We start from the raw sequence: 21,815 nt of genomic DNA, 5'->3' as shown, positions 1-21,815 counted from the left end.
AAAAGGTTCACACAATAAATGCACGATTTGCGACAACTGGCAGCAAACTTTATTTTACTCAGACAAAGATAGTGCGGCTGGTACCTCCGCCAACGACGCACATACTTTATCCGCGAGCTGTTGTTGCTCTTGACTAAAACTCTGCCCAGACTCAACTAAAATGGCTGTTTTTACGCCAGCAGCGCGGGCAGCCTTGATGTCTGAGACTTTGTCACCAATCATAATACTTTGCGCAGGATCCAAGTCATGCTCGGCTATCGCTTGCAGCAGCATCCCAGGTTCAGGCTTACGACAGTTACACTCTACTTTATATGGGCCTTGTGCCTTTTCAGGGTGGTGAGGACAAAAATAAACACCAGCGATGTCAACACCATGCGCCATAAACTGCGCGCACATCCACTCACTTAACGCGTGAAATTGTGCTTCATCATAGTAACCTCGGCCAATGCCCGACTGATTCGTCACGACCACAATTTTATAACCGGCTTTGCTAAATGCTTGGCAGGCACTGAATACCCCGTCGATAAACTCAAAATCCGCGATTTGATGAACATAGGCGTGATCTTTATTAACAACGCCGTCTCTGTCTAAAAATACTGCCTTATGCATTGATCACAATCCCCTGCTCTTTTATTACCCGATCAAACATCGTAATTACTGCATCAACGGAAATTTGAGACATGAGTTCGCTACCCTTTACGCGTGTTCCCCACGGTAATTGCTCTGCGGTTTTGCCCTTTTGCGCAATGAGGTTTTGATGATAAACCTCAACTACATAGTCTTGATACAGGTATGGCCCTGTGCGAGTTGGGTTGGAGTGCGCATACAAACCAATCACCGGCGTTCCAACTGTCACAGCCATATGAGCAGGCCCGGTATCAGGTGCCAACACCAATTCGGCTTGCTCCAACACACAAAGTAGGGTTTTCAAGTCAGTTTTTCCCACTAAGTTTAATAACTCAGCTTGACTGTGTTTTTGAATTTCGGCTGCTAAGTTTTGCTCAAGCTCCGTTGGACCACCCGTTATCACCACCTGAAACCCCAATGCAGCAGCATGATCTGCAACCCTAGCATAACGCTCAGGAAGCCAATTGCGCTCGGCTTTACTTGCCGCAGGCGATATCACAAACACTTTCCCTTCGGGCAATAGCGATTTTGCCGCAGCTTGATGAGCTGCCGTCACTGGCATCTGCCATGTTGGCTCACCGCACTCAGCACCAATTGCACGGGCAAAGTTTTGGAAACCTTCGAGCACATGTGGCGACTTTTGAGGTGCGATCCGCTTATTAATAAACAAACTGTGTAACTCTTTTGAACGCCCTTTATCAAAGCCTATTTTTTGCTTTGCAGGAATAACTCGCGCAACAAAGTTGGCTCTTAACGCGACCTGCATATGTAGTAATACGTCAAACTTTTGCCCTTTGAACTTTGCCTTTAACGCCTTGAGCGCGGCTTTACCCTGTTTTTTGTCAAATACGACGAGCTCAACACCGGGTAAGTCAGCCAGTAACATGGCTTCCACTTTACCTATCACCCAGGTTATTTTCGCTTGCGGATGTGCGCGTTGGATCGCCTGTACAGCAGTTACTGCATGGCACACGTCGCCAATCGCTGAAAGTCGCAAAATACAAATAGAGGTCAAGGATTTGCTCAAAACAATAGTTCTCATGGAAAGTAACAAGCGCTTGATCTTAAATTAATCAAACAAGTTTGCAAGTTTCACTGAGGATGAAAAATCGTTAGAATGCCACAATTGACTCTTAAGAATCCTATATTGTGCAAATCACCAAACAACCGCATAGCTATTTACTAACGCCTTCAACCCTAGATTATGATGTTTCAGAAGAAATGTTTGACCCTGAATATTGGCATAAAAATAATGCGATTGTCGGCTCGAAAGAAGGTCGAGCAACGGCGTGGTTCGTGCGATTTAACCAAAGCATCGCGGTACTTAAGCACTACTATCGTGGAGGCTTAATCGGCAAGCTGTTGAGTGATCAGTATATTTTCACCAAACTAGAAAATACGCGCGTATATCAAGAGTTTGCTTTGCTAGAGCAACTACAACTACAAGGTTTACCAGTCCCAACACCACTTGGCGCAAGAATATCGCTTCATTTTGGTATTTATCGTGCAGATATTTTGACCGAAGCGGTGTCTGATGCCACCAGTGTTTGCGAAATTTTGCAAGCAAGAACGCTTAGTACAAATGAACTGGAAAGTATCGGCCACACCATTGCACAGTTTCATCAAGCCGGTGCGTATCATGATGACTTGAACATCAACAATATTTTGTTTGATGCCAACGGCAAAGTATTTCTAATTGATTTTGATAAGGGCAAAATCATGCAGCCAAACTCAAGTTGGCAGCACGCAAACATGGAGCGTTTGCAACGTTCATTTAAAAAAGAGGCCGGCAAATGGCCGACCTTTTATTTTGATGAAAATCAGTGGCAAGTGTTAATGCAAGCCTATCTCAGCGCACGTTAACTTTTTTGTAACTGTGCCTTTTTAATCACATTGGAAGTCGAGCAACCATCCAAAAATGCTAACACCTCGACTTTTCCACCTTGATTAAGCACATGCTCTGCACCTGCAATATCTTCCACTTTATAGTCACCACCTTTGACCAAAATGTCAGGGCTGACCATTTCTATCAGCTTAGCTGGTGTGTCATTTTCTTCAATACTGCCAAACGGAATAACCCAATCCACAGAAGCGAGTGCAGATAACACCATTGCCCGCTCTTTCAATGGATTGATTGGACGTTCAGGCCCTTTAAGACGCGAGATTGATTCATCAGTATTTAACCCAACGACGAGTCTGTCGCCCATCGCTTTAGCTTGCGCTAAATAACGCACATGGCCTGCATGGAGAATATCAAAGCAGCCGTTGGTAAACACAATGGTTTCGCCGTTTTGCTTGGCAAAAGTAATGTGCTTAAGCACTTCTTCAAACGGCGTTTGGTAGTGCTCGCCCGTTTCTCTAAGATATTGACCCAGTTTGCGACTCAACTCTTCCGGTGACACCGTTGCAGCACCTAACTTACTCACGGCAATGCCTGCGGCAATATTTGCAACTTCAACTGCATCTTTGGCAGACATTCCCGCACCTAACATAGTCGTCAGTGTGGCGATCACGGTATCACCTGCTCCCGTAACATCACTTACTTCCTGTACTTGAGCTGGGAAATCAAACTTTTCAGTACTGGTTATTAAAGACATGCCTTGCTCGGAGCGCGTCAGCAACATAGCGCCGATCCCTGACGTTTTCAGAAGCTCACGCGCACTAGAGGTGAGTGCCTCTTCGCTACTTGTGTCTCCACCAGCGAGTTTAAATTCGTTTAAGTTAGGCGTAATAAAATCAGCACCTTGATAGAGGCTCAAGTCACTATTTTTAGGGTCAATTAGTACCGTTTTACCAGCTGCTTTAGCCACCGCAATCATTTCTGAAATGGCGCACAAAGCGCCTTTGTTGTAGTCGCTAAACAACACAAAGTCATACTTATCAACTTCTTGCTTTAGACGCTCAAGCAGTAGTTGACTGTGAGATAACTGAAAAGGCTCTTCTAAATCGAGTCGGACTACTTGCTGATGACGGCTGATCACACGCATTTTTGCGATAGTCGGCAACTCAACGACGTTAACTAAGCTAGATTCAATGTTTTCCTTGGTAAGGATAGCCTCAAGCGTTTTACCATTGTCATCTTCGCCGATAAGCCCAAGCAAACCCACTTTACCATCTAGGTGAGCGATGTTTTTGGCAACGTTCGCCGCACCACCAGCTTTGTCTTCCAACGCGCTGACTTTCACCACAGGTACTGGAGCCTCAGGAGAAATACGCCCGGTATCTCCATGCCAGTATCTATCCAACATCACATCGCCAACCACCAATACCTTGGCTTGATTTAGCTGTTGAAGTGCCGCTAACTTCATGCCTCTTGCTCCGCCGCAACAAGCATATCGACCGCTTCGCATAGCCAGTGACCAATAAACATATGCGCTTCTTGAATACGCGCTGTCTCGTCGTTTGCGATAATAATCGGTAATTTAGCAATGTCCTTCACTTTGCCACCAGTTCTACCAGTCAATGCCACGGTAAAGGCACCAATTTCATTTGCGGCTTGAAGTGCCAAATTGATATTAGGGCTCGTACCTGATGTGGTTAAACCAATCACCATATCTTCCGGTTTACACAGAGCCTGAACCTGACGCTCAAATACGGAGTCAAAGTGATAGTCATTGCTGTGTGCGGTCAAAATTGAGGTGTCGGTAGTTAATGCAATCGAAGCCAAAGGACCACGCTCTAATTTGTAACGCACCACAAATTCTGCAGCGAGGTGCTGCGCATCTGCCGCGCTGCCACCATTACCAAACCAAATGACCTTACCACCAGCTGCTAACGTGCTTTGGCATGCTTCAAGTAGCTCAACACATTCTTGGTGATAGTTTGCCATTGTTTCAAAAACATCAACATGGCGCTGTAAGCTTGCGAAGTAGCTTTGTGCTACTTGTTCATTCAATGACATATTTGTTCCTAAACTATTCTATGCTTGTCCCGCGTGATACCTACCAGTATACATGGACTGATAACCAAGTGTAATTCTCACCGAAGACATCTTTACCCAAGGTTAATTTAGTTTCGACTTGCTTGCTATAGGCTTCACCAATATGTGCCAGCTCAAACTCGTAGCCACGTTCGTACTCAGCGCCAAGCTCTCCAAGTTCATTCAAATAATTACTCTCATTATCGATAACTGAAAGCTTAGCTCGCCATAAAGAACGGTAATCTGATTGGTAAGTACCTTCTAAAACGTGAATTTGCGTCGGTGCACCATCATCGAACTGGCGATGGTTTGCAGCAAAATGCCCAATGCCAAATCCGTCGATTGTATTGCCATAAGTATCGTAAATTTCGTTTACATACCATAAGCTTTCCATATCAGTAAACTCATAGCGTAATGAAGTCGTTGAAGTCAATTGAGGGAGAAAAACACCAACATTGACAACCGTGTTACCAAACAAATAGTTTTTATGGTTATTGCTATCCTCACCACCGTACTCTAAATACCATTGTGCTTGAGTGCCGTAATTTGTGGTAAAGCTGGTCGTGATAGTTGCCCATTGATCGCCCAGTTCATCATCTTGAGTGAGATCACCTATCTTATTATCGTTTCCAACAGGGTCAAAATATGCCTTAACAAAGTCCTTAAAATCTACTTTTCTAGGCCCGCCTCCGAATTGCATGACTCTGTTTAGACCAATTTTCCATCCAGCTAATGGCTCTATACTAAAGTGACTACCCGCTATTTTAGGTGTTCCATCGTGAAGCGTGCCTTGAAAACGAATTCCGTCATGGACTTTCTCAAGTTCAGAATAAAACAGTTCAAAATCGAAGTTCCACCAATTTCTAATAGGCACAACTAAACCCAAAGAAGCTGATAATGAAGGTCTCGCGTTATTAGAATATACTTGAGCCGAATGCTTAAATGGTGAAAACCAATGTTCTTTATATCCTAAATTAAGCTGCAAGTTGCCGTAGGACATGCCATAAAAAGTATTGTATGGAACAAGTTTGTTTGCATCTACTCGATACTCAGCACCGATTTGTAAAATGCTTGATTCGCTTCCACGCCAAACGCCACCGAGCCCCAATTCAGCATATTCACCACTGTAATTACCTCTGTCGTTGGCTATTTGCTTTTCTTCACCGCTATCAACACGAAGTGTTATTGATCTTTGCGTCAACGCATCGTCCTGCAGATAAGGTGCAATCCCCTGACTAATACTCTGCTGTAATGTGGCGTCAATATGCCTAAGTTTCATCAAATGCATCTTGATTTCACTGATACGGTAAGGCTTTGCCATAGGCGTACCAACGGTCAACGCAAACATTTTATCGATTTGATATTCCAACAGCGGATCTTGTCCAATGGGTAAATAAGCTGTGGGGCTCGCAAAAGCGAGATTCGAAGCCAATAAACTACAGCAAGCGAGTACTCGAGCTAAATTCATTTTGTTATTCCATTACTTTTTAATGCGCTAAATACTACCAAACCAAAAGCCCATAGGCATCTGTTGAACTGTGTAAAATTGTGTTGTTCATTCAATTTCGCCTTGGAACAAGGTAAAATACTGATTTTTGAGCTTAAGCGACTCCTATGGCGCGCCGACTATATTCCTTATTATTGCTAGTATTAGCACCTATTTTATTGAGTTATCTGTATTTTATTCGAGGTAGGAAAAATCCTGACTATCGAACTCATTTTACAGAGCGCCTCGGCTTTAACCTAAACAAGCTTCCACCACATGCTGTTGTGATCCATTGCGCCTCCGTAGGGGAAGTGCTTGCAGCCACACCTCTCATCAAATCAGTACTTAAAGAACAAGCTGCAACTCCAATCATTGTTACTTGTAACACCCCGACAGGTAGAGAAGAGATAACAAAAGCTTTTCACAGCAATGTCCAAGTACATGTCTGTTATTTACCTATCGATTTTGCTTTTGCGGTCAGAAAATTTTTCAATACCTTGAAGCCCAAGCTCCTTATTGTGATGGAAACTGAGCTGTGGCCTAATCTCTTTCATTATGCCAAGCAAAACCAATGTAAAACCTTGGTAGTCAATGCCAGACTCTCTGAAAAGTCATACCAAGGTTATAAAAAGCATGCTTGGTTAACCAAAGGCTTAATGAGCAACATAGATCTGCTTGCAGCCCATAATGAAGAAGACGGTGAGCGTTTCATCAAGCTCGGGCTTGTTCAATCTAAGCTTCACATTACCGGCTCAATCAAGTTTGATATTTCAGTCACTGAAGAAGAAATTGCAAAGGCAAGACAATTCCGAATAGGTTATCCCGAGCGGGTAATTTGGCTTGCAGGATCTACGCATCCTAAGGAGCATGAGCAAGTCATTGCCGCACATCAGCGAGTATTAAAGCAGGTAAGTAATGCGTTACTTATTATCGCGCCTCGCCATCCCGAGCAGTTTGAAGCGGTTGCTGACTACCTCAATGAGCAAGAGATCGCTTTTACCAAAAAGAGTAGTAACAGCATAAACACAGAAGCCTCGGTCTTGTTAGCTGATACTTTAGGGGAATTAAAGTGGCTATTTGGCGGTGCCGATATCGCCTATATTGGTGGTAGCTTGATTGAACGCGGCGGTCATAATCCACTAGAAGCGGCAGCTCATGGTGTACCAATTTTAACCGGTCCACATACCTATAATTTTGCGCATATATACCCTCAACTTATCGCGCAACAAGGTGCCATCGTAGTCGATGATGAGGACAAGCTTGCCGCTGAAATTATTACGCTATTTGAAGATAAATCGCTTCGAACGCAAATCGGTGCTAACGCTCAATCGGTACTAGTTGAAAATACCGGAGCTATTGCTAAAACCATGAAACTAATCAATAAGAGCTTGGAATAATTCATGAATACAGTCATCTCTACAATGCAAAACTGGGTTAGCCAAGTCATTGTGAAATACAACTTTTGCCCGTTTGCTCGACAGGAAGTTGAAAGTAACAGCATTCATTATTTCGTGTCTCAAGCGATAAGACACGACGATGCCGTGATGGATATGTTAGAGCAGTGCTCAGAGTTAAACTATGAGTCAGAGCGAGAAACAACGCTAGTTATATTTGATAAAGGTTTTAGCAATTTTGACGACTTTTTGGATCTCGTCGACCTAGCAAACGCTTTATTAGTAGCGCAAGGGTTTGAAGGGACCTATCAAATTGCCACTTTTCACCCAGATTATGTTTTTGCTGATAGCGATGAGCATGACGCAGCAAACTACACTAATCGCGCGCCCTACCCTACACTCCACTTGATCCGCGAAGAAAGTATGGCTCAAGCGTTAGCAGAGTATGACGATCCTGAACAGATCCCAGAAAATAATATTCGCCTCGCAAGGCGTAAAGGGGAAGCGTTTTGGCAGCATTTGCTTCAGCAATGCCACAAAGCTAAATGACCTAAGCTTCGGATAAATAGTCAAAAGGCTGGTTTAGCCAGCCTTTTCTTGTAAGATTTTTGAAGTATTACTTTTTCACCCAGCTGCCATTGACTTGAATATAATGGCCTGAATGCGTTTTGTTATACGCTTTTTTAGCAGCTAAAGCTTCCACTTGCTCAAGTGTAATACCGTTCTTTTTCGCTAATTGCTGGTATTTTTCTTTGCGCTTTTCATTCACTTCATCAACTAGCTGCTGCACACCTTGGCCATTTTTAACTACGCCAAGATAGCCCGATGTAGTTTCGCCAACTAAACCCTGTGATTTAGCATCGTCAATGGAAATTGCGAATGCGGCGAAACTCATACTGAGCCCAATAATTAGGGTAGAGATTGCTTTTAGCTTCATAAATCCTCCTTAGAATAGCTCGCTGTCTTCGCTGAATAAATTGTCGAGTTCTTTATCCACTTTCACGCGGATCTCATGATCTACTTTTACATTTAAGTTGATCGTAATAGGCTCTTTGGTTTCTACTTGCACCTTATGAGTACAAGCGCTCAATACCAATAAAGCTGATATCACTAGCATCCATTTCATTCACTAACGCTCCTCTTTATTTAACGCATTTTCCACTTCGCGCGTAATCTCGTCGCTTAAGCGTAGGGCTCGTAATAAGGTAAACACATTTTCTGAGTGTGTATAGTTAAAGTTTACTGGTTGTTGTTGGAGTTTGTTAATTCCTGTAATTTTAACATCTAAGTCCAACCAGCCGTCTTCACTTAAATTTACGCCACTACTCAATTGCTCAATGGTCAACTCGTCAAGTACACCGATCACCGTTTGTAAGCTAGGTTGCTGCTCTTTTAGCGCATTAATTGATGCATTGTTTTCAACCTTTAATAGCCCTTCACCAACACTGTGTATTTTACCAGAGTCAATTCGCACACCCGATGAAGAGAATTGCACTGGTAATGTCCCTGAGATTAGCCCTTTCAGCTCAACGCCCGCATCATGTCCAGAAGCGGCAATAAGCTCCAAACTCAGTTTATCTAGCGATACCTGAACGACCTGCGGCGTTGGGACCAAACTAACTTCATCAATCTCCACGTTACCGGCAAAAACCTGTGCGTTAATATCTTTCAATATAGCCACGCCTGCTTCGCTGAGTAGTTGGCCTGTTATTGCTTGAACGATAACACCAGCTCTCAACTCTTCAACACTCAGTGTGGTTGGCTTGAGTTGAATATTAGCTGAACTTAATAGACCAAAGACATCAATCGTTGCATTTTGAATAAGCCGTTCATTAAATAACGCAGAGCCGTTTTGAACGCCCCCATCTAAGGTAAATATACGCGTGGATAAATCCCCTTCGACTACTGCAGAGAAGTTACCATTGCTAATTTTTAAGTTCGGTAAAAGCGCGTCAATATATGGCTGAAGTTGAGTAAGCTGCTGTGTGGGCACATGTAATTGTGCTGGATGTTTTAAGCTTGAATATTGATGCTCAAGCAACGCCTTTACACCATCAATATTAATCACATGTGACGCCATCAATCCGCGGCTTTGCTGCCCTTTGCTGTCAATGCTCACGTTTTTCAAACTGAGATCAGCTAAGTTAACTTCTGCTACCTTAGTATTGCCCGACAAGGTTGAAAAGATTTCTCCGGTCGCGACTGAGCCTTGCCAGTGCAGTGTCTGCGCAAACTCATTCAGTTTATAACTCTGCTGTTGTATCTGTGCACTGGTTAAGTTGAGATTGATATCAAAATCATGTGTAGGCTCAAGCACAACTCGCCCGCTCAACGCACTCTGTTTTGCTGTTACATTCTCAACACTCAGGTTTTGCAGTGTTGAATCAAGCGTTATCGCAAAACTCATTCCTTCAGGTAAGACTCTGTGTAGTAGATGCCCACTTTTGAGTTTTGGCACATCTAGCTGCGCATGTAAGTCAAGCGTCAGAGATGGATTATCGATCACCAAACCTGATGTCGATAACTGGGTTGAGAATATGCTCGGCTGAGCCTCAATTGTAATTAGCTCGGTTGGGTTACCCGATATTTTGAAGCGGCTATTGAGCTCGAGATTCTCAGCAATAACATCTTGTAGTGTAAGCTTTTGAAGGTCAGTTGTGATTTCCCCGCTCATATTAACAAAATTTGGTCGCGCACTCAGCGCTCCAGAGAGTGTATGCGCGCCCCACTTATCATCGAAAAATTCAAGGCGAATATCACCATTGACGAAAGGCTCAGTTAAGTCGACTGCCAGCTCGTTAACTTCAAGTTGTAACGGTTTATCTTTACCCGTCACTTCAAGTAAATCTGTCGCAATTGAATCCGCAGAAATAGTAATTTCTCTCGGTAAATGGACCTGCCAAGTGGTCGGTAACAGTTTACTATATTCAGAAGTAAGACAATCAAGCGCTGATTTCGCTGAAATCGGCTCGGCAAGTGCTACCTTCCCCTGCTGCGTTGCTAAATCATAGCGCCCGGACAAAGCGCCTATATACGCAACGGTACCTTTACATTCAGCCTGTTCAAGCGCCACTAAAGTTTCAAGTTCTAGCTCTGCGTCCATAGCCAGACCATCGAATTCAAGTTGGCTAGTTCCTGAAAGGGCTTGGATCTGAGGAGGTAACAAAGCGCTGAGGTACTCGCCACTAAGATCAATATTTGCAGCAATACGCTCTGGCTGCAACGTAACTTCTGCAGCGATGTCACCTGAAACTACAAATTGATTCAGCTCGGACTCCAAAATCGACACAACTAATGGCTTTGGTAATGGCTCGCCAGATATAGAGAGCTTGGTTACATGCATTTTGGGTCTGGTGATGTCGAGTGGTAATGCGAGGCGCTGTGGCCGAGTTGCATCTGACTTTTTGGGCGGAAGAAGTTGCATGTCCGCTTTTTTAATATTGACTTGGCGCATGCTTAGTTGCGCATCATAAAGCTGGGCATTAAACGCATCTGTCTGCACACATGCTTTTGTAATATGGATACGATTGAAGCCCGACAAACGCCAATCAAGACAGCTGACCTGAAGTTCATTAACTGGTATAAAATGTTTAATGGCCCAGAGCGACAAAGGAACTCTGGCAAGGTAAACACCCACGAAAACACTGAGTATCAACGCTAAGCTCCAAAGCCATTTTTTCATTCGTATCCCTAAAATATGATTGGTATTTCCCTTTCAGTGTACCCGATAGATAATTATCGAGCCATGAATAAAAAAGGTCACCGAAGTGACCTTTTTTAATTTCGTTAGCCTACTCGCTTACGCGCATTGCGGAACATACGCATCCAAGGGCTATCTTCTTGCCACTCATCTGGGTGCCAAGAGTTTGCTACTGCTCTGAATACACGCTCAGGGTGCGGCATCATCACAGTTGCACGACCGTCAGTTGACGTCATGCCCGTAATACCAGCAGGAGAGCCATTCGGGTTAGCTGGATACTGAGTGGTTGGATCACCGTAGTTATTAACAAACTTCACAGCAACTGAACCTGAATTCAGTGCAGTTTGTACCGCCGCTTCGCTTGCAAACTCAGCGTGACCTTCACCATGTGATACCGCGATTGGCATACGAGAGCCAGCCATACCATCAAAGAAGATTGACGGGCTTTGCTGTACTTCAACTAAGCTGAAACGCGCTTCAAAACGCTCTGACTTGTTGGTGACAAAACGTGGCCAGTTTTCCGTGCCTGGGATCAGCTCTTTTAATGTAGAAAGCATCTGACAACCATTACACACACCTAAGCTGAAAGTATCTTGGCGTTGGAAGAAGCCTTGGAATTGCTCACGTGCTGAGTCATGGAATAGGATTGATTTAGCCCAGCCTTCACCAGCACCTAAAACGTCACCGTATGAGAAGCCACCACATGCCACTAGGCCTTTGAATTGTTCTAGCGTTAAGCGACCTTCAAGGATATCGCTCATGTGTACGTCGATTGCCGCAAAACCAGCACGGTTAAATGCTGCCGCCATTTCGATATGTGAGTTAACGCCTTGCTCACGCAAGATGGCAACTTGAGGCTTCACCCCTTTTGCAATATAAGGCGCTGCGATATCTTCGTTTAGATCAAAGCTTAGTTTAACGTTAAGACCCGGATCTTTGTCATCGAACTTAGCGTCAAACTCTTGCTTCGCGCAATCTGGGTTATCACGTAGTGCTTGCATCTGGTAAGTTGTCTCAGCCCAAATAGTGCGAAGCTCAGTGCGAGTATTTTCAAGTACCGCCTGACCGCCACGAGTAAAGATAACCTTGTCTTCACCGTTTAGCGTACCGATGCGATGTGCAATATCAGCAATACCATACTCAGCAAATATCGCTTCAACCGCAGCGATATCGTCATTGCGAACTTGTAATACTGCGCCAAGCTCTTCATTAAATAGCACTTCTAAGTCAGTACCTTGCAGCGCATCTAATTCAATGCTCACACCTGTGTGGCCTGCAAACGCCATTTCGGCGGCAGTGGTGAATAGACCACCGTCAGAGCGGTCGTGGTAAGCGATAAGCTTGCCAGACTCAACTAATGCTTGTACCGCATTGTAGAAGCCTTTTAACAGCTCTGGGCTGTCAACATCAGGTGTCTTGTCGCCAAGTTGCTTGTACACTTGGGCTAGGCTTGAGGCACCAAGACGGTTTTGACCAGCACCTAAGTCAAGTAGGAATAGGCTGGTTTCACCCTTATCAGTACGAAGCTCAGGCGTGACTGTTTTGCGAATATCTTCAACACGACCAAATGCGGTGATGATAAGTGATAATGGCGCAGTCACTGACTTTTCTTCGCCATTCTCATCCCACTGAGTCTTCATCGACATTGAATCTTTACCAACAGGGATTGTAAGGCCTAATGCAGGACATAATTCTTCACCAACCGCTTTAACCGCTTCGTAAAGACCCGCATCTTCGCCTGGGTGACCCGCAGCCGCCATCCAGTTTGCCGAAAGCTTAATGTTGTTTAGGCTACCGATATTAGCACCAGCGATATTGGTTAACGCTTCTGCTACCGCTAGACGAGCCGAGGCTCCATAGTTAAGTAGTGCCGCTGGGGTGCGCTCACCCATCGACATCGCTTCACCGTGGTAAGTATCGTAAGTTGCCGCCGTTACCGCGCAGTTAGCGACTGGTACCTGCCAAGGGCCAACCATTTGGTCACGTGCAACCAAACCTGTTACGGTTCTGTCACCAATCGTGATAAGGAATGTTTTCTCAGCAATCGTTGGTAGGCGAAGTAAACGCTTAGCTGCATCTTCAAGCTCAATACCAGCAGTATCTAATGCTGTACCCACTACACGCTTTGACTCAACGTCACGATGCATTTTAGGTGGCTTGCCAAGTAATACGTCTAGTGGCAGGTCCACAGGATTATTATCAAAGTGGCTATCAGCGACTGTTAGGTGACGCTCTTCTGTCGCTTCACCAATTACCGCATATTGTGCGCGCTCACGCTTACAAATTGCTTCAAAGCGAGCAAAGTCTTCCGCGGCAACTGCCAGTACATAACGCTCTTGCGACTCGTTACACCAGATTTCGTGTGGTGCCATGCCAGGTTCATCGTTCGGGATGTTACGCAGCTGGAATTTACCACCACGGCCGCCGTCGTCGACAAGCTCAGGGAATGCATTTGATAAACCACCCGCGCCCACATCGTGAATAAACGCTATTGGGTTATCATCACCAAGCTGCCAACATTTGTCGATCACTTCCTGACAACGACGTTCCATCTCAGGGTTTTCACGCTGAACAGAAGCAAAGTCTAAATCTTCGTTTGATTGGCCAGATGCCATTGATGAAGCTGCACCGCCGCCAAGACCAATGTTCATTGCCGGACCACCAAGTGCGATTAGCTTAGCACCTACAGGGATTGAGCCTTTTTGCACATGATCTTCACGGATATTGCCTAAACCACCAGCGATCATGATTGGCTTGTGATAACCACGTACTTCAGCGCCATTATGGCTTTCTACTTTTTCTTCGTAAGTACGGAAGTAACCCAATAGGTTTGGACGACCAAATTCGTTGTTAAATGCAGCGCCACCAAGTGGGCCATCAAGCATGATGTCTAAAGCATTAACAATGCGTCCTGGTTTACCAAAGTTAGTTTCCCAAGGTTGCTCAAAACCTGGAATACGAAGGTTAGAAACCGTGAAGCCAACTAAACCAGCTTTTGGCTTAGAACCACGACCAGTTGCACCTTCATCGCGGATCTCACCACCAGAACCTGTTGATGCGCCAGAAAATGGGGCAATCGCCGTTGGGTGGTTGTGCGTTTCCACTTTCATCAGAATGTGGATATCTTCCTCGTGGTAAGCATATTCGCCGTCTGTATTTGGGAAGAAACGACCAGCTTTAGAGCCAACCATTACCGCAGCGTTATCTTTATACGCCGACAGCACGTTGTCGCTATTGGTTTCGTAGGTGTTTTTAATCATTTTAAACAGCGACTTAGGCTGCTCTACACCATCGATAGTCCAATCAGCGTTGAAAATTTTGTGACGACAGTGCTCAGAGTTTGCTTGAGCGAACATGAACAGTTCGATGTCATTAGGGTTACGGCCAAGCTTTTCAAAGCTTTCAACTAAGTAGTCAATTTCGTCATCGGCAAGTGCAAAGCCTTGCTCAACATTCGCAACCGCGAGTGCTTCACGGCCGCCGCCAAGAATATCTACTGAAGACATTGGGCGAGGCGTTTCCGTGCGGAATAATTTAGCTGCATCATCAAGCTCTGCATGAACAGATTCGGTCATGCGGTCATGAAGTAACTGTGCAACTTCGTCGAACTGAGCTTGTGTTAGTTCACCCTCAACATAATAAGCAATACCACGCTCAACACGGTGTACTTGCGTAAGACCACAGTTGTTTGCAATATCTGTCGCTTTAGAAGCCCAAGGAGAGATAGTTCCGATCCTTGGTGTTACCAAGATCAGTTTGCCCTCAGGCTTATGCTCCGTAATAGTCGGTCCATACTTTAACAGGCTGTTTAGCTTAGTTAACTCAGTCTCTGAAAGCTCAGCCGTTAGATCAGCAAAATGCATGAACTCGGCATAAACATTGGTAACTGGTAATTGAGCTGCAGCGCAGGTTTTAAGGATCTTTTGGACTTTGAAATCTGAAAGTGCAGGTGCACCACGTAGGATTAACATAGGTATTTTCATCCGGGGTTAAGGATTGAACGATATCTTTGGGCGCTCATTATAGTGGAAATAGCGCGCGGAATTAACACTAATTTGTCAAAACTAGAAAATATCATGCAAATCTATCATTACCTTAAGTTAATTCGGCTTTTGCAATTATGATTTTGCTGCGGTAAGTTGGGATTTCGAGCGCAAAAGAGAACCTAGGTCATGTTTAAATACGTCTTTATGTGCTTTGTTGTCATCTGTTTAATTGGGTGCGACAAAGCCCCTCTTAATCAGTTGCAACATGTAAAACAAAATAAGGTATTACGTGTTGGCACGCTCGCGGGTCCGGGAAACTACTACCAAGGCACCACTGGAGAACAAGGGTTCGAATATGAACTGGCGAGTGAATTTGCCAATGAGCTTGGTGTTGAATTACACATCGTTCCTTACTTTAACTTAGATGAGTTATTTGCAAGGCTAGATGCTGGGGACTTAGATATCGTCGCCTCCGCGGTGAGCTTCCACCCATCAAGAACAGCGCAATATCGTTTTGGCCCAACGTATAGAATGATCAGTCAAAAGCTCGTGTACAAACAAGGGAGAGAGTGGCCAAGAGACTTTGATGATATTAAAGCGCCAATTACCGTACTTGCACACAGCAATCATGTTATCGCGCTTGAAGAGGCTAAAACAAGCCATCCTCATTTGAGTTGGGAGGTTGTCTCAGATAAAGGTGAGGAAGAACTGCTTCAGGCCATCATTGATGGAGAGATTGACTACACCATTACAGACTCACATTCACTGGCCCTATTTAGACGCTACCACCCGACCGTCAGTATTGCGTTTTCAGTTACAAAAGATGAACATGTGGCGTGGATGATGCGTAACGAAAAAGACGACTCGTTATATGCGTTGCTGCCTGCATTTTTCGCTCGAGTACAACAAAACAACTTTTTGGCCACGCTCGAAGAGAAGTATTTTGGTCATATCGAAGAGTTTAACTATGTAAACACCTTAGCCTTTGTCGAAGCCGTACATAGTACCTTACCAACCTATCTCAAGTGGTTTAAAAGTTATTCGAAACAGCACAATATCGATTGGCGTTTGCTGGCTGCAGTCAGCTATCAAGAATCGATGTGGGATCCCAGAGCTAAATCTCCAACTGGGGTTCGTGGCATTATGATGCTAACGCAACCCACAGCTAAAAAAGTTGGCGTGACAAACCGCCTCAATGCCCAACAAAATATTGAAGGTGGTGCCAAATATCTACGTATTTTATTTGACCGTATGCCTGAAGAAATACAGCAGCCCGATAGTACTTGGCTTGCCCTTGCTTCTTACAATGTAGGCTGGGGCCATGTACGAGATGCACGCAACATTACTGCGGATCAAGGTGGCGATCCGAATAACTGGGCAGATGTTAAAAAACGACTACCGCTACTTACTAAAAAGCGCTACTATCGAAATACAAGATATGGATATGCTCGTGGTGATGTTGCGGTAACGTATGTAGATAATATTCGCCGCTATTATGATGCACTTGTGTGGTTGGAAGACAACGGTGCACTCCTACCTGATAGCAGTAAAGCCTCTTCGCAAACGACTCCGGTTGATAATTCGGACAAAGCCAGTGAAGTCGAGAAGCAACAGTAATTTATATTTACTAAACTGGCTTGATAAATGCTTCAAAAGGTCATAAATCTGTCATAGGCATAGCGTATTTATATTAAATTAATATTTGGGGGCATTACCCCCACCTAATCTCTCACATTCGGAGGTTCTATGTTGAGAAGACGTCGGAATCATCAATTTAAACGTAACACCAAATACACGTCGCCAAATCGCCGTCGTGTAATGATGAAAAATGCACACCGTAAAATGCTCTTGCGCCATCGTATTTTTGCGCTAATTCAAATGGAAGAGCAAAGGGACGCAAAAACAGCCACAGCGGTAGTACAGCCTTAAGTACTACCGTTTTTCAACTTTTTTGCTGCTTTAATCTCTTGGCGTCTGCGCTTAAAAAATGCAGACAGCTTTTCGCCACATACTTCACCCAATACGCCCGATGTAACTTCTAGTTGGTGGTTCAGCTTTTCGTGCTGTAACAAGTTCATTATCGAACCAGCCGCACCCGTTTTTGCATCAGAGGCACCAAACACCACTCTGCTCAAGCGGCTATGAACCAGTAAACCGGCACACATAGGACATGGCTCAAGCGTCACATATAAAGTGCAATCAATCAGCCGATAATTTTCAACGACTTTGCCAGCTTCTCTAATAGCCATCATTTCAGCGTGAGCCGAAGGATCATGACAGGTAATTGAACGGTTCCAACCCGCAGCTATCATTTCACCATCTTTCACTACAACAGCACCGACTGGAATTTCGTTTTCGGCTTCAGCTTTGTCAGCAAATGCTAACGCCATTCTCATCCAATATTGATCATCTTTTACTTCTGACATGATAATTTTATTGTCGTCCTCACCTAAAATGGAGTATATCACCTCCAGCAGAGCTCTGGTTAAGCTGCTATTCTTAAATAATCATAGTCACCATTACAGCTGCTTTTATAAGCAAACTCAGGATGTTACCAACATCTTTTTAATATTTTGCGGAGATTATTGATAATTTTCGCAATTTTGCCGTGGCTCACAGGGTTGGATTTACGCTATAATTCGCCGCTTTTTTTATTTCGTAAGCTCAAAAACACACGGGTAGAATATGAAATTTCCGGGACGCCGTAGGCATAAACACTATTTTCCGGTGGAAGATAAAGATCCGCTTATTAACCAGTTACACGCTGATGATCGGCTAAAAAGGAGCTATATCTGTGGTATAGATCAAATCGTCGTTGATATCGAAGCGAAAGTGGATCAAGCTTTTCTTGATGAATTCCACTTACAGCGTGGTATGTCACAAGTGATAGACAATGATGTCACCAACGCCCTTTATGATAGGCTAAAACGTGATGACATGATCGACTATGAATTTGCCGGCGGTACCATAGGTAACACCATGCACAACTATTCAGTGCTAGCAGATGACCGCTCAGTACTACTTGGAGTGATGAGTGAAAACATAAAGATTGGCAGCTACGCCTACAAATTTTTATGTAACACCTCAAGCCGAGTTGATCTAGACTACTTGCAGCCAGTTGATGGCCCCATCGGTCGTTGTTTTACACTTATCGATGACAGTGGTGAGCGAACTTTTGCTATCAGCGCAGGATTAATGAATCACCTACGTCCTGAGTCTATTTGCCAAACGCTTATCGAAGAATCATCGGCGTTAGTGATCAGCGCTTATTTGATGCGCACGAGTGGCGACGAAACCATGACACAAGCAACGATGCAGGCGGTTGAGTATGCCAATAATGCTGGCATACCCGTAGTATTGACGCTTGGCACTAAGTTCTTAATTGAACAAGACCCCAAATGGTGGGCTGACTTCGTTGCTAAACATGTTGATATCCTTGCGATGAACGAAGAAGAAGGTGAGGCGATCACAGGCTTTAGCGATCCACTTCTTGCCGCAGATAAAGCACTGGACTGGGTTGATTTGGTCATTTGTACCGCAGGCCCTAAAGGGCTGTTTATGGCGGGTTATGTTGATGACAGCTGCAAGCGTGTGACTGAATACCCGTTGCTGCCTGGCGCTATTCCTGAATTTAATCGCTACGAATTCTCACGCGCGATGAAAAAAGCCCAATGTGAACAGCCGATCAGAGCATACAGCCATACCGCTCCTTACATGGGTGGACCGGATATAATCAAGAATACGAATGGTGCCGGTGACTGTGCCCTTGCCGCTGTTCTGCATGATATTTGTGCTAATGAATATCATAAGCTGAATGTACCAAACTCAGCAAAACATGAACAAAGTGCAATTACCTATTCATCTTTGGCACAGATAAGCAAATATGCAAATCGTGCAAGCTATGAGGTACTCGTTCAGCATTCACCCAGGCTATCTCGAGGCTTACCTGAGCGTGAAGACTCACTAGAGCAATCATACTGGGAACAATAACGGTTCTTAGCTTGTTTAGGATTGGTAAAAATAGCGACTACGGTCGCTATTTTTATATCATCTAGTGTGTATATAGCTTGGCATCAAAAAATAGCAGTACCAAGTTCGTTGGATAGGTATTCTAATGCCGCGATCCCAGCCAAAGAGTTACCTACTTTATCAAGCCCTGGCGACCATACCGAAATTGTAAAACGATTCGGCACAATAGCGATTATTGCCCCCCCGACACCCGACTTGCCAGGCATTCCTACTCGATAACCGAAGTCACCTGCTGCATCGTAAAGACCACTCGTAAACAACAGCGAGTTCATTTGCTTGGTTTGTTTTTTGGTTAGTATCCGCTGTTTTGATAAGTTGCAGTAACCTTGACTAGACAGATAGGAAAATGACTTCGCCAACTCAGTGGTATTCATTTCTATTGCACAAAAATTGAAATATGACCACAACACATCCTCGACTTCATTATTAAAATTGCCAAATGACTTCATCAAATAAGCCATCGCTGCATTTCTATACCTGTGATCATACTCAGACTGCGCCACAACCTTATTAATACACAGCTTATCATTACCAGACATCGCTCTATAGCTTTCTAGCATGGTATGAATTGGAGCAGATAAACGAGAGTACAGCGCATCACAAGTTACAATGGCACCTGCATTTATAAAGGGATTTCTTGGAATGCCATTTTCGAACTCAAGCTGAGTTAAGGAATTAAAAGCAGTACCCGAAGGCTCTTTCCCTACCCGACTCCAAAGCTCGTCACCATAGCGCTGCAATGCTAGCGTCAATGTCATTACTTTAGATACTGATTGAATTGTAAATCTGGCTTCAGTATCTCCAGCACTAAATGTTTCGCCATCTACCGTGTGAAGTGAAACAGAAAATTGTTCTAACGGCTGCTCAGCTAAAGCGGGAATATAGTTAGCAACTTTGCCTTGGCGTAACAACGGTTGAACTCGCTGTGCAGCCTGTTCTAAAATTTCTTGGTAATTTGGCATATGCTCGTAATTAAGGCTAGCTAGGGTGATTGGAGAAGTGTATCAAAAAAGGCCCCGTAGGGCCTGATGTTTATCTGAAACTAAGGTTATTTCAGTTCCATTTCTTGAATAATCTCGTGCGCAATAGGTGGCGTTGTACTCACCGGCTTTTGATGTTTATTGGCTTTTAACTGACCTTTTCGGTGCTTCAAAGCTGCATCCAGCTTTTTAGACGCTTTAGCAATAGCAGGATACATCACTTCGTCTTCACCTTTTACTGATATTCGGCTACCTGCGTAGTTTGTACTTATCTCCGTGTAAAATTGTTTGTGTTCTTTGCTGACGATGATGTCTAGGGATAACAACGACGGAAAATGGTTAGCGATCTTGGCAAACTTTTCATGAACGTGGTTTTTAACAGCATCGGTTACATCTACGTGATGGCCAGATAAATTAATCTTCATATGCAATCCTTCTTTTGCGTTTACCCTTAACAATAGTATTGGCACGATTGCTCGATTTCTCAAGAGCCTTAGCAGAAATTTATTACAAAAATTGGAAGGAAGCTGATTCTAATCAAAAAATAGATTGGTAGAAAAATTACGCGCTAATTAGGATTGTTAGAAAACTCAGGCATAAAAAAAGCCCTAGAAAGGGCTCTTTTCATATTGCGTAAACTTTACAATTAAAGGCCTGCACGCTCTTTGATGACAGCAATCAATGCTGAACCACCGTGGTTTGACTCAGCCCACGCTAAATCTTTACCATCTTCTAACGCGCTTTTTGGAATACTTTTAATAATGTACTCGCCCGAATCGACAGCGTTGCTAGCAATTGCATGTCTAAGTAAGTTGTTACCGTTGCACTGGATTGCATCGTAAACATTACGCATTTTAAGGCGTGATGTTTTCAAAGCGTTACGAATGCGATTTTTATCGTCCGCTGCGATATATTCACATATAGAAAGCGCCAACTGATCGTTTGCACTTACTGGTTTGCTGAAAGAAAAAGCTGCAACAGCGATAGAAGCTGACAGTAGCACGGTAGTTAATTTCATTACACAGACCCTTTAATACTTTATTCGTAGCATATAACTGGCTATATTTTAGCAACCTAAACAATTGTTAGCAAGAAACTCATAGTTTTTTGTTCAGAGTTACGAATTTATAACTATGGTTATTTCTTTCATCAGGTTCGTTACACTCAGTTTCAAGCACTTCCCACTCAGCAACTTGCTCGTAGTCAGGAAATTGAGTATCCCCTTCAACTTCTAAATCGATGAAGGTCAAATAGAGCCGCTGAGCATAAGGAAGAAATATGTCATATATATGACCACCACCAATTATCATAATTTCGTCACAACCCCTAACAGCACTAAGTGCGGCTTCAGGTGAAGCGAGGACTTCAATACCTTCTTGAGTATAGTCAAGATTTCTGGATATCACTATGTTTCTACGACCAGGAAGAGGTCTACCAATAGACTCAAATGTCTTTCGGCCCATAATCACTGGTTTACCTAGCGTAACCTTTTTGAAATGTTGAAGATCTGCAGGTAAGTGCCACGGCATATCGTTATCTTTTCCGATAACACGGTTATTTGCCATCGCAGCTATCATTGAAATTACCACAACGCACCTTTATAGTATTTTAGTATTAGTTTATACACACAATTAGCATGTAAGATGTTTGGTTAACCTGACTCGGGATAAGAAGTAAGTTAATCCACTAAAATC

General features: G+C 43.9%; 20 protein-coding genes. 6 read left to right on the top strand and 14 right to left on the bottom strand.

What is annotated here, in order from left to right; all coding sequences use genetic code 11:
* Positions 1-54: 54 nt before the first annotated feature.
* Together gmhB and NO992_RS21155 are read right to left on the bottom strand one after the other, a co-directional pair.
* Positions 55-609: a D-glycero-beta-D-manno-heptose 1,7-bisphosphate 7-phosphatase gene (gmhB, locus tag NO992_RS21160; RefSeq protein WP_010374616.1), complete on the bottom strand. Its 555-nt coding sequence runs from the start codon at positions 607-609 to the stop codon at positions 55-57.
* A complete protein-coding gene (locus NO992_RS21155) occupies positions 602-1,669 on the bottom strand; it encodes a glycosyltransferase family 9 protein (protein ID WP_371380337.1) in 1,068 nt (355 codons plus the stop codon). The genes gmhB and NO992_RS21155 overlap by 8 nt, the downstream gene beginning before the upstream one ends.
* Positions 1,670-1,776: 107 nt before the next feature.
* On the opposite strand from NO992_RS21155, the gene NO992_RS21150 reads away from it, so the two are divergent.
* Positions 1,777-2,490, top strand: a complete 714-nt coding sequence (locus NO992_RS21150; protein WP_371380335.1) for a 3-deoxy-D-manno-octulosonic acid kinase — start codon at positions 1,777-1,779, stop codon at positions 2,488-2,490.
* Here the strand turns inward: NO992_RS21150 and hldE are convergent.
* From hldE to NO992_RS21135, 3 genes are read right to left on the bottom strand one after another with little or no spacing between them, the layout of a single operon-like run.
* Positions 2,487-3,935, bottom strand: coding sequence for a bifunctional D-glycero-beta-D-manno-heptose-7-phosphate kinase/D-glycero-beta-D-manno-heptose 1-phosphate adenylyltransferase HldE (hldE, locus tag NO992_RS21145; protein ID WP_371380333.1), 1,449 nt, complete (start codon positions 3,933-3,935; stop codon positions 2,487-2,489). The two genes, NO992_RS21150 and hldE, sit on opposite strands and share 4 nt — an antisense overlap.
* A complete protein-coding gene (locus NO992_RS21140) occupies positions 3,932-4,528 on the bottom strand; it encodes an SIS domain-containing protein (RefSeq protein ID WP_010374612.1) in 597 nt (198 codons plus the stop codon). The genes hldE and NO992_RS21140 overlap by 4 nt, the downstream gene beginning before the upstream one ends.
* A 40-nt stretch (positions 4,529-4,568) precedes the next feature.
* Positions 4,569-6,014, bottom strand: a complete 1,446-nt coding sequence (locus NO992_RS21135) for a capsule assembly Wzi family protein (protein WP_371380330.1) — start codon at positions 6,012-6,014, stop codon at positions 4,569-4,571.
* 146 nt (positions 6,015-6,160) lie between these two features.
* Between NO992_RS21135 and waaA the strand changes: the two genes are divergently transcribed.
* Together waaA and NO992_RS21125 are read left to right on the top strand one after the other, a co-directional pair.
* Positions 6,161-7,429, top strand: a complete 1,269-nt coding sequence (gene waaA, locus NO992_RS21130; protein WP_371380328.1) for a lipid IV(A) 3-deoxy-D-manno-octulosonic acid transferase — start codon at positions 6,161-6,163, stop codon at positions 7,427-7,429.
* A 3-nt stretch (positions 7,430-7,432) separates the two neighbouring features.
* Complete coding sequence (locus tag NO992_RS21125; protein ID WP_371380326.1) at positions 7,433-7,975, top strand: DUF1415 domain-containing protein; 543 nt, start codon at positions 7,433-7,435, stop codon at positions 7,973-7,975.
* A gap of 67 nt (positions 7,976-8,042) precedes the next feature.
* Here NO992_RS21125 and NO992_RS21120 read toward each other — a convergent pair whose 3' ends face one another.
* The 4 genes from NO992_RS21120 to purL all read right to left on the bottom strand — a co-directional run bounded on the left by NO992_RS21120 (position 8,043) and on the right by purL (position 15,097).
* Positions 8,043-8,363 carry a YdbL family protein gene (locus tag NO992_RS21120; RefSeq protein WP_017216535.1) on the bottom strand — a complete coding sequence of 107 codons (321 nt, stop codon included), beginning with the start codon at positions 8,361-8,363 and terminating at the stop codon, positions 8,043-8,045.
* Between the two features lie 9 nt (positions 8,364-8,372).
* The gene (locus tag NO992_RS21115) at positions 8,373-8,552 is read right to left on the bottom strand and encodes a YnbE family lipoprotein (RefSeq protein WP_010374602.1); all 180 of its coding nucleotides are present in this window, start codon (positions 8,550-8,552) and stop codon (positions 8,373-8,375) included.
* A 3-nt stretch (positions 8,553-8,555) separates the two neighbouring features.
* Positions 8,556-11,108, bottom strand: a complete 2,553-nt coding sequence (locus tag NO992_RS21110) for a YdbH domain-containing protein (protein ID WP_371380324.1) — start codon at positions 11,106-11,108, stop codon at positions 8,556-8,558.
* Positions 11,109-11,212: 104 nt separating this feature from the next.
* The gene (purL, locus tag NO992_RS21105) at positions 11,213-15,097 is read right to left on the bottom strand and encodes a phosphoribosylformylglycinamidine synthase (RefSeq protein ID WP_371380322.1); all 3,885 of its coding nucleotides are present in this window, start codon (positions 15,095-15,097) and stop codon (positions 11,213-11,215) included.
* A 201-nt stretch (positions 15,098-15,298) separates the two neighbouring features.
* Between purL and mltF the strand changes: the two genes are divergently transcribed.
* Both mltF and NO992_RS21095 read left to right on the top strand, forming a co-directional pair.
* Entirely contained in the window at positions 15,299-16,729 is a 1,431-nt protein-coding gene (gene mltF, locus NO992_RS21100) for a membrane-bound lytic murein transglycosylase MltF (RefSeq protein WP_010374596.1), read from the top strand.
* A gap of 129 nt (positions 16,730-16,858) precedes the next feature.
* On the top strand, positions 16,859-17,041 hold the full coding sequence (locus tag NO992_RS21095; RefSeq protein ID WP_010374594.1) for a hypothetical protein: 183 nt from the start codon (positions 16,859-16,861) through the stop codon (positions 17,039-17,041).
* Here the strand turns inward: NO992_RS21095 and tadA are convergent.
* Positions 17,038-17,538, bottom strand: a complete 501-nt coding sequence (gene tadA / locus NO992_RS21090) for a tRNA adenosine(34) deaminase TadA (RefSeq protein ID WP_010374591.1) — start codon at positions 17,536-17,538, stop codon at positions 17,038-17,040. The two genes, NO992_RS21095 and tadA, sit on opposite strands and share 4 nt — an antisense overlap.
* A gap of 259 nt (positions 17,539-17,797) precedes the next feature.
* Between tadA and NO992_RS21085 the strand changes: the two genes are divergently transcribed.
* Entirely contained in the window at positions 17,798-19,102 is a 1,305-nt protein-coding gene (locus NO992_RS21085) for an inosine/guanosine kinase (RefSeq protein ID WP_010374590.1), read from the top strand.
* Between the two features lie 83 nt (positions 19,103-19,185).
* Here NO992_RS21085 and glsB read toward each other — a convergent pair whose 3' ends face one another.
* The 4 genes from glsB to folA all read right to left on the bottom strand — a co-directional run bounded on the left by glsB (position 19,186) and on the right by folA (position 21,710).
* Complete coding sequence (gene glsB / locus NO992_RS21080; protein WP_010374588.1) at positions 19,186-20,103, bottom strand: glutaminase B; 918 nt, start codon at positions 20,101-20,103, stop codon at positions 19,186-19,188.
* Positions 20,104-20,189: 86 nt separating this feature from the next.
* Positions 20,190-20,546 carry a ribosome hibernation-promoting factor, HPF/YfiA family gene (gene hpf, locus NO992_RS21075; RefSeq protein WP_010374586.1) on the bottom strand — a complete coding sequence of 119 codons (357 nt, stop codon included), beginning with the start codon at positions 20,544-20,546 and terminating at the stop codon, positions 20,190-20,192.
* Between the two features lie 221 nt (positions 20,547-20,767).
* On the bottom strand, positions 20,768-21,139 hold the full coding sequence (locus tag NO992_RS21070) for a DUF3718 domain-containing protein (RefSeq protein ID WP_010374584.1): 372 nt from the start codon (positions 21,137-21,139) through the stop codon (positions 20,768-20,770).
* A 79-nt stretch (positions 21,140-21,218) separates the two neighbouring features.
* The gene (gene folA / locus NO992_RS21065; RefSeq protein ID WP_026345589.1) at positions 21,219-21,710 is read right to left on the bottom strand and encodes a type 3 dihydrofolate reductase; all 492 of its coding nucleotides are present in this window, start codon (positions 21,708-21,710) and stop codon (positions 21,219-21,221) included.
* Positions 21,711-21,815 lie beyond the last annotated feature (105 nt).

The sequence above is a fragment of the Pseudoalteromonas sp. DY56-GL79 genome (assembly GCF_041414765.1).
GTDB classification, from domain to species: Bacteria; Pseudomonadota; Gammaproteobacteria; order Enterobacterales; family Alteromonadaceae; genus Pseudoalteromonas; species Pseudoalteromonas piscicida.
This window is presented reverse-complemented; position numbering and strand designations above follow the sequence as displayed.